Origin of the sequence: Marinobacter sp. CA1 (assembly GCF_020546665.1) — a bacterium.
GTDB classification, from domain to species: domain Bacteria; phylum Pseudomonadota; class Gammaproteobacteria; order Pseudomonadales; family Oleiphilaceae; genus Marinobacter; species Marinobacter xestospongiae.
In genome coordinates this window covers 2,361,180-2,373,552 of sequence record NZ_CP071785.1, presented here as the reverse complement: position 1 = coordinate 2,373,552, position 12,373 = coordinate 2,361,180, and the positions used below count along the sequence as shown (strand labels likewise).

12 protein-coding genes are annotated in these 12,373 nt (G+C 60.3%); 10 read left to right on the top strand and 2 right to left on the bottom strand.

All coding sequences use genetic code 11. The features are described 5' to 3' along the window. Positions 1-22: 22 nt before the first annotated feature. From J2887_RS10885 to J2887_RS10855, 7 genes are all read left to right on the top strand, one after another. Positions 23-373 carry a PilZ domain-containing protein gene (locus J2887_RS10885; RefSeq protein ID WP_008171779.1) on the top strand — a complete coding sequence of 117 codons (351 nt, stop codon included), beginning with the start codon at positions 23-25 and terminating at the stop codon, positions 371-373. A 29-nt stretch (positions 374-402) separates the two neighbouring features. Then, positions 403-1,323: an alpha/beta hydrolase gene (locus J2887_RS10880; RefSeq protein WP_227171164.1), complete on the top strand. Its 921-nt coding sequence runs from the start codon at positions 403-405 to the stop codon at positions 1,321-1,323. Next, complete coding sequence (locus J2887_RS10875) at positions 1,304-2,263, top strand: DUF4892 domain-containing protein (RefSeq protein WP_227171163.1); 960 nt, start codon at positions 1,304-1,306, stop codon at positions 2,261-2,263. The genes J2887_RS10880 and J2887_RS10875 overlap by 20 nt, the downstream gene beginning before the upstream one ends. Positions 2,264-2,331: 68 nt before the next feature. After that, on the top strand, positions 2,332-3,459 hold the full coding sequence (locus J2887_RS10870; protein ID WP_227171162.1) for a patatin-like phospholipase family protein: 1,128 nt from the start codon (positions 2,332-2,334) through the stop codon (positions 3,457-3,459). Positions 3,460-3,501: 42 nt separating this feature from the next. Next, the gene (prmB, locus tag J2887_RS10865; RefSeq protein WP_227171161.1) at positions 3,502-4,410 is read left to right on the top strand and encodes a 50S ribosomal protein L3 N(5)-glutamine methyltransferase; all 909 of its coding nucleotides are present in this window, start codon (positions 3,502-3,504) and stop codon (positions 4,408-4,410) included. A gap of 57 nt (positions 4,411-4,467) precedes the next feature. After that, a complete protein-coding gene (gene aroC / locus J2887_RS10860) occupies positions 4,468-5,568 on the top strand; it encodes a chorismate synthase (RefSeq protein WP_227171160.1) in 1,101 nt (366 codons plus the stop codon). Positions 5,569-5,573: 5 nt separating this feature from the next. Beyond that, positions 5,574-6,728, top strand: coding sequence for an MFS transporter (locus J2887_RS10855; protein WP_227176101.1), 1,155 nt, complete (start codon positions 5,574-5,576; stop codon positions 6,726-6,728). On the opposite strand, the gene J2887_RS10850 is transcribed toward J2887_RS10855, so the two are convergent. Both J2887_RS10850 and J2887_RS10845 read right to left on the bottom strand, forming a co-directional pair. Beyond that, a complete protein-coding gene (locus J2887_RS10850; protein WP_227171159.1) occupies positions 6,729-7,907 on the bottom strand; it encodes a PilT/PilU family type 4a pilus ATPase in 1,179 nt (392 codons plus the stop codon). Between the two features lie 53 nt (positions 7,908-7,960). Further along, complete coding sequence (locus J2887_RS10845; protein WP_227176100.1) at positions 7,961-8,842, bottom strand: LysR family transcriptional regulator; 882 nt, start codon at positions 8,840-8,842, stop codon at positions 7,961-7,963. A gap of 223 nt (positions 8,843-9,065) precedes the next feature. Here J2887_RS10845 and leuC point away from each other — a divergent pair, with 223 nt between their 5' ends. From leuC to leuB, 3 genes are all read left to right on the top strand, one after another. Further along, complete coding sequence (gene leuC, locus J2887_RS10840) at positions 9,066-10,484, top strand: 3-isopropylmalate dehydratase large subunit (RefSeq protein WP_227171158.1); 1,419 nt, start codon at positions 9,066-9,068, stop codon at positions 10,482-10,484. 20 nt (positions 10,485-10,504) lie between these two features. After that, on the top strand, positions 10,505-11,152 hold the full coding sequence (gene leuD, locus J2887_RS10835) for a 3-isopropylmalate dehydratase small subunit (protein WP_227171157.1): 648 nt from the start codon (positions 10,505-10,507) through the stop codon (positions 11,150-11,152). A gap of 63 nt (positions 11,153-11,215) precedes the next feature. Beyond that, positions 11,216-12,289: a 3-isopropylmalate dehydrogenase gene (gene leuB, locus J2887_RS10830; protein WP_227171156.1), complete on the top strand. Its 1,074-nt coding sequence runs from the start codon at positions 11,216-11,218 to the stop codon at positions 12,287-12,289. The last annotated feature ends 84 nt before the right edge of the window (positions 12,290-12,373 follow it).

Here is a 12,373-nt window from a genome sequence, read left to right as displayed (position 1 = left end):
ATTAGCACAGAGGTAGTTGATCATGGGGCCTGGATTTGGCGCTCGAAGTGGCATTCTGACACTGACCATCAAGGACAAAGCGGTGCTTTACGCCGCCTATATGCCCTACATCCGCCAGGGCGGCTTGTTCATTCCTACCCAGAAGCAGTATCAGCTCGGGGACGAGGTGTTCCTGTTGCTGAACCTGATGGATGAGCCGGAGAAGATTCCGGTTGCCGGCAAGGTCATCTGGATCACGCCCAAGGGTGCACAGGGAAACCGGGCGGCGGGTATTGGCGTACAGTTCAACGGCGATGACGAAACGGCACGCACCAAGATCGAATCGTACCTGGCTGGCTCCCTCAGCTCGGATCGTCCGACTCACACGATGTAGCGGGCGCCGCCCGCGAAAGGCCGGACTTCATGAACCACAAAGCGACGCCAGTGCCGGACGTTTCCGAAGCCGGAGGCGGCCAGGAGATTCGCTGGCCACTTCGACACCTCACTCTTGCCGGGCTGCACTGGCCTAAAACCAGGGTTGATTCATCCGCCGCGACCCCGGTGGTGATGGTCCACGGCTGGCTTGACAATGCCCGCACCTTTGCCCGGCTGGCTCCTGAGCTGGCTGGCAGCCGGGATGTGTTTGCCATTGACATGGCAGGGCACGGTCACTCCGATCACCGTCCGGCCGGCCAGTCCTACCTGTTGGTGGACTACGTTGCTGATCTTGCAGAACTGTTGGCCAATCATTTTGACGAGCCAGTCGATCTGGTATCCCACTCGCTGGGGGGGACCGTTTCCCTTCTGTGCGCGGCGGCATTCCCGGAGCGGGTGCGTCGGCTGGTCATGATCGACAGTCTAGGGCCAATCACCCGGCCGCCGGAACAGGTGTTGGGGCAACTGCGCTCGGCCCTGGTCAAACGCGAACAGGGCTCCTCACCCGGGCCGCTGTATCCGTCACAGGAACAGGCCGCCAGAGTTCGTGCAGGCGGGTTGAGTCCCCTGTCCCAGCAGGCCGCGGAAGAGCTGGTACCCCGTAATTTGGTGGCAGTGGATGGCGGCTACCGCTGGCGTACCGATCCCCGCCTCCGGCACCCATCCAGTATGCAGTTTGATGAGCAGCAGGTGCTGGCCATGCTGACCGAGGTCAACACGTCGGCGCTGCTGCTGGTCGCAGAGAACGGGCTTCTGCCTGCGCGGCCAGAGATGACAAGGCGCCTGGACGCTATCCGGTCATTACGCAAGGTTTCGGTGCCGGGCGGTCATCATTGCCACCTGGATGGTGAGATTGCTCCGGTCAGTCAACACATCAAGGAATTTCTGGATGATGACTCGCAGAATTAGTCCGCTACGCCTTTTCAAACCGGTGGTCGTGCAACCTCGGGGGCGCCGGGCAAGTGCCCGGGTCCTGACTGCTCTCGGGTTGCTGTTGGGGCTGATTGTGCCCCTGTCGCTGCAGGCACAGACGGTTGTTCCGGCCTTTCCTCTTGCCTCAGTTGAAGCCGAAACCGAGATTGTGTCGCCGGCCCACCTGGTGCTGCTCAGCCGGGTGAGGGAGGTGAATGACCGTATCCGTTCGGAATCGCTGGCACGGGTGCCGGTCAACGGCGAAGGGCAATTGTTGAAGATTGCGGAAGACTCCAATCGCGAGGACGCCCGGGCCTACTACTTCAATCAACTCAAGAAGCTCAATGCCCAGATTCTCTATCAGTGTGAAGGTCGCAGTTGCGGCCGGAGCAGCGTCTGGGCCAACCGTATATTCCGGCAGTCAATTCTCTACGGCCGCGATGCCAACCAGGACTACCTGGTTGCCGCGGTGCAGGAAGACGCCTCGATTCACCTGGTGTTGGTGTACACCGTCACCCGCGGTAACCTGACCGACTATGTCTGGGTGGAGCAACTGCGCCTGGGCGAGGGTGCCGATGTGCCTGGTCTGGATCTGTTGTCGGAACGGGTCCGGGGGCCGATTGTGGTGCCCTGGCAGGGAGGAATCACCTATCGTTTCGAGTGGGATTCCACCGATCGCCGGCAGGTGACGGATTGGGCCAGCGGCGCGGACAGCGCCGTGGTGATCACCGCCCATTCGTCCCTGGCAGACGGTGAAACCCTTGAGGTCTCAATGGCGCGTGCCAGTGAGGCGCTGGAAGCCATGTCGTCACTGCTGCAGAAAAGCGGGATCAGTCGTGAGCAGCAGGTGCCGATTGTGGTGGGCCCCGCCGTTTCCATGCCAACCCCGGATCGCAGCGGTGACCGTATTGAGATTGTGGTGATCTCCGCCCCCTGATCCGTCATCCGCTACCTGAGCCAGGCTGGCCGGGTAGCGGCACAGTGCATTTCTGCAGGACAGTATTCATGAGTGACCACCCTGACGCTCAAGGTGACCCGTCCCCCGCGGTTACCGGGGAAAACCCGCCCACGCCCCAGACTGGCAGGCGAAAGACCGTCGCATTGACTCTGGGCAGCGGTGGTGCCAGGGGCTATGCCCATATCGGCGCCATTGAGGTGCTGCAGGAGCGGGGTTACGACATCATTGCGATCTCCGGCTGCTCCATGGGGGCGCTGATCGGCGGTATGCATGCGGCGGGCAAACTGAAAGATTACAAGGACTGGGTCACCGGTCTCGGTCAGTTCGATGTACTCAAGCTTCTGGACGTCACCTTCAATTCCGTTGGTGCAATCCGTGGTGAGAAAGTGTTCTCAGTGGTCAGAGAGCTGCTCGGCGAAACCCGGATTGAAGACCTTCCAATTCCCTACACCGCAGTGGCCACTGACCTGCTGGCCCATAAGGAAATCTGGTTTCAGGAAGGCCCTCTGGATCAGGCTATCAGGGCCTCCATCGCGATACCGAGCGTGGTGACCCCGCTGGTGCTGAATGGCCGGGTGCTGGTGGACGGAGCCTTGCTTAACCCATTGCCGATCATCCCCACCATTTCTTCCCACGCCGACCTCATCGTCGCGGTGAACCTCAGCGGGGAAGACGACCGCCGGCGTCCGCCGACCGCCCCCGATGCCAGTTTTGATCTGGCGGAAGACAGCGAGAGTGACGCGGAGGAGTGGGTTCAGAAGGTGCAGGAGAAGGCGTCCCGATGGTTCGACTGGGACCTGCTTAAGGCCTTTACCGGCAAGCGCGAGCAGGGCGAGGGTGCCGATGTGGAGGCGCGCATCAGCAAGGCCGTGTCGGAGAAAAAAGACGAGGATCGCAAAGGCACGGACGAGGGAGCTGCCATTGACTGGGAGCGTCTGGGTATCGGTAAGTTCGATGTGATGAACCTCACCATTGAGACCATGCAAAGCGCGCTGGTGCAGTACAAGATTGCCGGCTATCCGCCGGATCTGCTGGTGAACGTGCCCAAGAATGCCTGCCGTACCTACGATTACCACAAGGCACCGGAGTTGATACAGCTGGGCCGTGAGCGAATGATTCTGGCCCTGGATCGCTACGAACAGGCGCAGAACAGTTCTGGTCCGTTGGCGATCTAGCGTATAATTCGCCACCCGACGCATTGATCTCAAGGAAATGACGTGACCCAGCCGATTGACGACCTGCACACCGTGCGCGATTACCTCCGCTATGTCTCTTCCCGGTTTGCAGCCTCGCCGCTGTTCTATGGCCATGGCACTGACAATGTGTGGGATGAGGCCGTCCAGCTGGTGATGCGCAGCCTCCATCTGCCGCTGGAGAACAACAAGCTGTTCCTGGATGCCCGTCTCACCCGGGAAGAGCGAGAGTTGATCCTGGACAGGGCTGACCGCCGTATCAATGAGCGCGTGCCGCTGGCCTACCTGCTGGGTGAAGCCTGGTTTATGGGGCTGCCATTCCATGTCGATGAGCGGGTTCTGGTGCCCCGATCGCCGATTGGTGAACTGCTTGAGGCTGGCCTGCAACCCTGGCTGGGGGATCGTCCGGTCAACCGGATACTGGATCTGTGTACCGGCAGTGGCTGCATCGGCATCGCCGCAGCGGCGGTGTTTGAGGACGCCGAGGTGGACCTGGCGGATCTTTCCGCTGACGCCCTGGACGTTGCCATCAGCAACATCGACTACCATGAGTTGGGTGACCGGGTGCGGGCCATTCAGTCCGATGTGTTCGAAAACATCGATGGCCGCTACGATGTGATCCTCAGTAACCCACCGTACGTGGATGCCGAAGACATGGCGAGCATGCCGGATGAGTTTCGTCATGAACCGGAACTGGGGCTTGCTGCGGGGGACGATGGTCTTGATATTGCCCATCGGATACTCGCCCAGGCTGCGGACCATCTGACCCCGGACGGTTTGCTGATAGTTGAAGTCGGGAACAGCTGGCCGGCGCTGGATGCCGCCTACCCACAACTGCCCCTGACCTGGCTGGAATTTGAGAACGGCGGTGATGGTGTATTCCTGCTTTCCGCTGCCGACCTGAAAGCCTGGCGAGCGCAGAGTGGTCGTTAGGTCGGCATCTTCAATGGCTCGAACCTGTTTTAAATAACCTGAATAAGATATTGAATTATGTCTGGAAATACCTTTGGAAAGCTGTTTTCGGTGACCACCTTTGGGGAAAGCCACGGGCCAGCTCTGGGGTGCATCATTGATGGATGCCCACCCGGAATTGAGCTGAGCGAGGCCGACCTGCAGGGCGATCTGGACCGTCGCAAGCCGGGCACGTCACGCCACACCACCCAGCGCCGGGAACCGGATCAGGTCCGCATCCTCTCTGGCGTCTTCGAGGGGCGTACCACTGGCACACCGATCGGCCTGCTGATTGAGAACACCGACCAGCGTTCCAAGGACTACTCCAAGATTTCCGAGCAGTTCCGGCCGGCCCATGCCGATTACACCTACACCCACAAGTACGGGTTCCGCGACTATCGTGGTGGCGGCCGCTCTTCCGCCCGGGAGACCGCAATGCGGGTTGCCGCAGGTGCCGTGGCCCGAAAGTTTCTGCAGCAACGGCTTGGCATTAACATTCGCGGTTATCTGTCCCAGCTTGGTCCCATCGTGGTCGACAAGCTGGACTGGGACCAGGTGCACCAGAACCCGTTCTTCTGCCCGGACGCCGACAAGGTGGCGGAACTGGAAGCCTACATGGATGCTCTGCGCAAGGAGGGTGACTCCATTGGCGCCCGCATCAATGTGGTGGCCGAAGGCGTCCCGCCGGGGCTTGGCGAGCCGATCTTTGATCGTCTTGACGCTGACCTGGCCCATGCGCTGATGAGCATCAACGCTGTCAAAGGCGTCGAGATTGGCGCTGGATTCGGATCGGTCAGCCAGAAGGGGACCGAACACCGGGATGAGCTGACCCCGGAAGGCTTCCTCTCCAACCACGCCGGCGGTGTCCTCGGGGGTATTTCTTCCGGCCAGCCGATCCTTGCCAGTATTGCGCTCAAGCCAACCTCGAGCCTGCGACTGCCAGGTCGCAGTATCGATGTCGATGGTAACCCGGTAGAGGTCATTACCACCGGCCGCCACGATCCTTGCGTCGGCATCCGTGCGACGCCCATTGCCGAGGCCATGATGGCCCTGGTGCTGATGGATCACTATCTGCGCCATCGCGCCCAGAATGGCGACGTGGAGGTTACCACCCCGGATATTGAGCGTAACCGAGGGTAGGGCGTATTTACTGGCGGCTGTCCAACCTCTACTTCTGGTTCTTTGCCCTGTTGGGGGCGCTGCTGCCTTATTGGTCGCTGTATCTGGAAGGCCGGGGCTTCAGCTACCTTGAGATCGCCACCCTGATGGCGACGATTCAGCTCACCAAGATCGTCGCTCCCAGCATCTGGGGCTGGCTCGGCGACCGCACCGGACAGCGGGTGCGGCTGGTACGCACCGGCGCTTTCGTGGGCGCCGTATGCTTCTCCGGCGTGTTTCTGGAACCGGCGTTCTTCGGACTGCTGCTGGTGATGCTGGCCTTCACCTTCTTCTGGAACGCCGTGCTGCCGCTGTATGAGGTGATCACCCTGCAGGGGCTGGGGCGGGACCGGGCGCGCTATGGCCGGGTTCGGCTCTGGGGTTCGGTGGGCTTTGTCGGTGCGGTGGCCGGTGTCGGTGCGATCCTGGAGTGGCTGCCCATCGGTTTCCTGCCGTGGATTGTGATGCCGGTGTTTGCCGGCATCGCCATCTCCGCCTTTTTGGTGCCAGCCGAGCGTGGTCCGGCACGCTCAACGGCCGGTGCTGCCGAGTTATGGGCTATCCTGCGGCATCCGGCAGTGATTGCCTTCTTTCTGATGAACTTCCTGCTACAGGTGTCGCACGGCGCCTACTACACCTTCTTCAGCATTCACCTGGAACAACACGGCTACGGAAAGTTTGCCATTGGCGTGCTCTGGTCGCTGGGAGTCATTGCTGAAATTGCGCTGTTTATCGTGATGCACCGGCTGTTTCGTCGGTTCACTGTGCGCCAGATCGCGATCGCCGCGCTGCTGTTGACGCTGTTGCGGTGGGTGCTCATCGCCGAGGCAACGTCCCTGTTGGCCGTGCTGGTGTTTGCCCAGCTGCTCCATGCCGCATCTTACGGCGCGCTGCATGCGCTGTCGGTCCAGTACATCCATGGCTATTTCGGCGGCGGCCATCATGGCCAGGGTCAGGCGCTCTATAGTGGCCTGACGTTTGGTGCCGGCGGCGCTGTCGGTGCCTGGCTCTCCGGCTTCCTGGTGGAGGGCGTGGGTACCGACGCGGCATTCTGGGGCAGTGCGGTCGCCATCGCCCTGGGGGTGCTGGTTGCCTGGCGGGGCCTCAAAGCGCCGCCGGAGCCTTCCGGTGTTCCCGACTGATCAGCTTTGATCCGGGTCCTCATCCGGTTCTTCCAGTTTGAGCGACAGGCCGCCATCCGGTTTGCCTGGTGCTGGTGCCGGTCGGGGGCCGGCAGTTACAGTTGGTGGACTGTCAGGCTGACCACCATCCAGCTTGATTTTGAGGCGGAGGTTGTTGGCAGAATCCGCGTTTTTCAGCGCCTCCTCCTGGCTGATCCTGCCCTCTTTCCATAGGTTGAACAGCGCCAGATCGAAGGTTTGCATGCCAAGGTTCGACGACTTTTCCATAATCTCTTTAATGCCATCAATCTCGCCACGTAGGATCAGCTCGCTGATCGTGGGCGTGCCCAGCAGCACCTCGATAGCGGCGCAGCGCTTGCCGTCCAGGGTTGGGATCAGGCGTTGTGACACAAAGGCGCGAATGTTCATGGCCAGGTCCATCAGCAACTGAGGACGCCGCTCTTCCGGGAAGAAGTTGATGATCCGGTCCAGGGCCTGGTTGGCGTTGTTGGCGTGCAGCGTGGAGATGCACAGGTGGCCGGTTTCGGCGAATGCCAGGGCGTGCTCCATGGTTGCCCGGTCGCGGATTTCGCCGATCAGGATAACGTCTGGCGCCTGTCGCAGGGTATTCTTCAGCGCCTGATGAAAGCTCCGGGTATCAACGCCAACTTCCCGTTGATTGACGATGCACTTCTTGTGACGGTGAATGTACTCAACCGGGTCTTCAATGGTGATGATGTGACCCCGGGAGTTGGAATTTCGGTGATCGATCAGTGCCGCCAGGGAAGTGGATTTACCGGAGCCGGTCGCGCCAACGAACAGCACCAGGCCGCGCTTGGACATCACCACATCTTTCAGGATGGGCGGAAGCCCAAGGTCATCCGCATTGGGAATCTCGGTCACGATATTGCGGGCCACAATGGACAGCTCATTGCGCTGTCGAAAGATGTTGATACGGAACCGGCCTACCTGGGGAATGCTGTAAGCCAGGTTCATCTCCAGTTCCTGCTCGAATTCCTCGATCTGCTCCTGATCCATGATCCGGTAGGCGATCTCCTTGATCTCGCCGGGCTTCAGGGGCGTTCGGTCGATCGGCTTCAGGGTGCCCTGGAACTTGGCGCAGGGCGGCGCGCCTGTGCTGAGGTACAGGTCAGAGCCGTCTTTGACGGCAAGGATCTTGAGGTAGTCGTCGAAGCCCATTCGGGTCTCCTTGTCTCTGTCGTTAAAGCGGGTTCACTGAGGGCGATCTCTGTTCAACCCGGTGTCTTGATCTGTTCGCCATGAACAATATCCCGCAGCGCCCGTGCCGCCGAACTCAGCGTGCGTCCGTCCAGGCCGATGGCGCCCAGCACCCGGCTCACCGGCTGGGTGATGGGCAGGTGAACGATGGAGTCATCCACCATGCTCAGCGGCAGCACGCTCCAGCCCAGCCCAACGCTGGTCATCATCTTGATGGTTTCCAAGTAGTTGGTGGGCATTTGCGGCTTCAGCGTCAGGGACTGTTCCAGAAACAGCCGGCTGACCACCCGATAGGTTGCGGTGGAGGTGTCGGGCAACAGGGCCGGGTACGGGCTCAGGTCCGCGAGCCCGGGTGCGGTCAGTCGCGCCAGCGGATGCTCCGGTCCGCTGACGAAGACCATGGGGTCCGCCCATTGTTCGTACACCACGAAGTTGTTGTCCATGTCATCACTGAGGGTGACGAACGCCAGTTCGGCGTTGCGTTTTCGCATTTGCACGTAGGCGCTTTCGGACTCCATGAACTGCAGGTTCAGGCGCACCTGTGGGTGCTCCCGATTGAACCGGCGCAGCCACGCTGGCAGGTGATGGAGTCCGATATGGTGGCTGGCAATGATGTCCAGCTCCCCTCCAATATCGTCGTTGTCTGGCGAAAGCGCCACCCGGGCGTTGTGAAGCTCGTCCAGAATGCGGCGGGCATGGGGCAATAGCCGGCTGCCGGCTTCGGTCAGTTGCAGGTGACGCTGGCGTCGATCCACCAGCGGGCTGCCGAGTTGATTCTCAAGGGCTGCCAGTCGTTTACTGATGGCGGGCTGGGTCAGGTGCAGGGTTTCAGCGGCCTCTGAGAAGGAGCCGATATCGACAATGGTGACGAACGCCTTGAGGCTGTTGGTGTCCATGGTTGTCCCTGCAGGCATTTGCATTCCTAAGTGGAATGCAATCTATAAAAAACATGAATTGAGGTTATCTCAAGGAAGGGTATACCATGATCGCCACAGTCACCGCCACTTGTTCCGGGGATTCACGCGCCGGGGCAGGCGGTTACCGAAAAGACGTTGTCGGATAGACGCGGTCGAATAAAACACAGTCAGAATAACCACTGAGAGAGCTGAGGAGCCAGTCATGGCCGGTAAAACCCTTTACGACAAATTGTGGGATGACCATCTCGTCAAGCAGCGGGATGACGGGTCTGCGCTGATCTATATCGATCGCCAGTTGCTCCACGAAGTCACATCGCCCCAGGCGTTTGAAGGCTTGCGCCTGGCCAACCGCAAACCGTGGCGACTGGACGCCAACCTGGCGACGCCGGATCACAACGTGCCAACCACCGATCGCGACAAGGGCATCGACGGTATCGTGGATCCGGTATCCCGTACCCAGGTTGAGACTCTGGACCGCAACTGCGACGAGTTTGGCATCCTCGAGTTCAAGATCAAGGATCAGCGTCAGGGCATCGTTCATGTCATCGGGCCGGAGCAGGGCGCCACGCTGCCGGGGATGACTGTCGTGTGCGGAGACTCCCACACCTCGACCCATGGAGCGTTTGGCACACTGGCCCACGGGATCGGCACGTCCGAAGTTGAGCACGTCCTCGCGACCCAGTGCCTAGTCCAGAAAAAGATGAAGAATATGCTGGTGAAGGTCAACGGCGAACTCGGTGCCGGCGTGACCGGCAAAGACGTGGTTCTCGCCATCATCGGCAAGATCGGTACTGCCGGTGGTACAGGCTATGCGATCGAGTTTGGCGGCGAAGCGATCCGCAAGCTGTCAATGGAAGCCCGTATGACCATCTGCAACATGTCCATTGAAGCCGGTGCCCGGGTTGGCATGGTGGCGGTGGACGACATCACCATCGATTACGTCAAGGGTCGTCCGTTCGCCCCGAACGGTGAGCAGTGGGATGCCGCGGTTGACTACTGGCGCACCCTGCACAGTGACGATGACGCGGAATTCGACAAAGTCGTGGAGCTGGAAGGTCGTGACATTCAGCCTCAGGTAACCTGGGGCACCTCGCCGGAGATGGTCACAGGTGTGAATGGCACGGTGCCAGACCCGACCGCCGAAGCGGACCCCATCAAGCGCGAAGGCATTGTCCGGGCACTGAAGTACATGGGGCTGGACGCCAATATGCCGATTACGGACATCAAGCTCGACCGGGTGTTTATCGGTTCCTGCACAAACTCCCGCATTGAAGATCTGCGCGAGGCGGCCGCTGTGGTGAAAGGCCATAAGGTGGCGGCAAGCCTGAAACAGGCGATGGTGGTACCGGGCTCCGGTCTGGTCAAGGCCCAAGCCGAACAGGAAGGCCTCGACAAGATCTTTATCGAGGCCGGTCTGGAATGGCGTGATCCCGGCTGCTCCATGTGCCTGGCGATGAACGCCGACAAACTGGGGCAGGGCGAGCACTGCGCCTCCACCTCCAACCGTAACTTCGAAGGGCGGCAAGGCTTCGGTGGCCGTACCCACCTGGTGAGTCCGGGTATGGCGGCCGCGGCAGCCATCGCCGGCCATTTTGTCGACGTTCGCGATCTGACCCACTGATCCACAAGGAGATAAGTCCCATGCGCGCTTTTACGCAACATCAGGGCGTTGTTGCCCCCCTGGACCGTTCCAATGTGGATACGGACATGATCATTCCCAAGCAGTTTCTCAAATCCATCAAGCGCAGCGGGTTTGGTCCCAATCTGTTCGATGAACTGCGTTACCTGGACGAAGGCAAGCCGGACCAGGACTGCTCGCAGCGTCCGCTGAACCCGGACTTTGTCCTCAACCAACCGCGTTACCAGAGTGCGAGTGTGCTGCTGGCGCGAACCAACTTTGGCTGTGGCTCCAGTCGTGAGCACGCTCCCTGGGCTTTGGACGACTTTGGTTTCCGGGTCATCATTGCCCCGAGTTTTGCCGATATCTTCTACAACAACTGCTTTAAGAATGGCTTGTTACCCATTGTTCTGGAAGAGTCTGTCGTTGACCAGCTGTTTGCTGAAACTGAGCAGCAGGAAGGCTATCAGTTAGCCATTGACCTCGAAGCCAAGACGGTCACGACGCCTGGTGGCGACACCTTTGGCTTTGAGGTGGACGACTTCCGCCGTCACTGTCTCCTCAATGGCCTGGACGACATTGGCGTGACCCTGGAAGATGCGGACCTGATCCGGGATTACGAGAGCAAGCGCCGCCAGAGCGCGCCTTGGCTGTTCAACACCGGCAATTGATACCTGGCCCGGGACACCCCCGGCTGAACAACGACAGAACATCAGGTTAAGAAGGAGCAGAGCATGAGTAAATCGGTATTGTTGTTGCCTGGCGACGGCATCGGCCCGGAAATCGTGGCAGAGGCGGAGAAGGTGCTTCACAAGGTGAACGAGCAGTTCGACCTCGGGCTGGTGTTTGATTCCGCTCACGTTGGCGGCGCGGCGATTGATGCCACCGGAGTGCCGTTACCGGACGATACTCTGGACAAGGCCCGCAAGGCCGACGCGATTCTGCTGGGCGCCGTTGGCGGCCCCAAATGGGATGGCCTGGACATGGCCATTCGTCCCGAGAAAGGCCTGCTGGGTCTGCGCTCGAACCTCGAGCTGTTCGGCAACCTGCGGCCGGCCATTCTCTACCCGCAGCTGGCATCGGCGTCTTCCCTCAAGCCGGAAGTGGTGTCTGGCCTGGACATCCTGATCGTGCGCGAGCTCACCGGTGGCATCTATTTTGGCCAACCACGAGGTGTCCGTGAGCTGGATGGAGGAGAGCGCCAGGGGTACAACACGTATGTGTACTCCGAGTCCGAGATCCGTCGAATTGGTCGGGTCGCGTTTGAGGCTGCGCAGCAGCGCAACAAAAAACTGTGCTCTGTAGACAAGGCCAACGTACTGGAAGTAACGGTGCTGTGGCGGGAGATCATGGAAGAGTTGTCGAAGGACTACCCTGATGTCGAACTGAGCCATATGTACGTCGACAATGCGGCGATGCAGCTGGTTCGCGCACCCAAGCAGTTTGATGTGATTGTGACCGGCAACATGTTTGGTGATATTCTTTCCGACGAAGCGGCAATGCTGACCGGCTCAATTGGCATGTTGCCATCGGCCTCACTGAACTCTGACAAGCAGGGCATGTACGAGCCCTGTCACGGTTCCGCGCCGGACATCGCTGGTCAGGGCATTGCCAATCCGCTGGCCACCATTCTGTCTGCCGCCATGATGCTGCGTTACAGCCTGCAGGCGGAAAACGCAGCACAGGCCATCGAGGCAGCGGTCAGCAAAGTGCTGGACCAGGGACTGCGTACCGCGGACATCATGTCCGACGACGGCCGCAAGGTAACCACCCGTGAAATGGGTGAGGCGGTACTGGCAGCGCTATAACATCAGCGAACCCGACGGCAACAAGATGCGTTGCCGCGGGATCATCCATCCTGTCCCTGCCGGCGATACGGGCAAGGGGCGGGC

Coding starts and splice junctions, on each gene's coding strand:
- leuB (WP_227171156.1), top strand. CDS start 11,216: ATGAGTAAATCGGTATTGTTGTTGCCTGGCGACGGCATCGGCCCGGAA.
- J2887_RS10885 (WP_008171779.1), top strand. CDS start 23: ATGGGGCCTGGATTTGGCGCTCGAAGTGGCATTCTGACACTGACCATC.
- J2887_RS10870 (WP_227171162.1), top strand. CDS start 2,332: ATGAGTGACCACCCTGACGCTCAAGGTGACCCGTCCCCCGCGGTTACC.
- J2887_RS10850 (WP_227171159.1), bottom strand. CDS start 7,907: ATGGGCTTCGACGACTACCTCAAGATCCTTGCCGTCAAAGACGGCTCT.
- J2887_RS10875 (WP_227171163.1), top strand. CDS start 1,304: ATGATGACTCGCAGAATTAGTCCGCTACGCCTTTTCAAACCGGTGGTC.
- J2887_RS10880 (WP_227171164.1), top strand. CDS start 403: ATGAACCACAAAGCGACGCCAGTGCCGGACGTTTCCGAAGCCGGAGGC.
- leuD (WP_227171157.1), top strand. CDS start 10,505: ATGCGCGCTTTTACGCAACATCAGGGCGTTGTTGCCCCCCTGGACCGT.
- aroC (WP_227171160.1), top strand. CDS start 4,468: ATGTCTGGAAATACCTTTGGAAAGCTGTTTTCGGTGACCACCTTTGGG.
- J2887_RS10845 (WP_227176100.1), bottom strand. CDS start 8,842: ATGGACACCAACAGCCTCAAGGCGTTCGTCACCATTGTCGATATCGGC.
- leuC (WP_227171158.1), top strand. CDS start 9,066: ATGGCCGGTAAAACCCTTTACGACAAATTGTGGGATGACCATCTCGTC.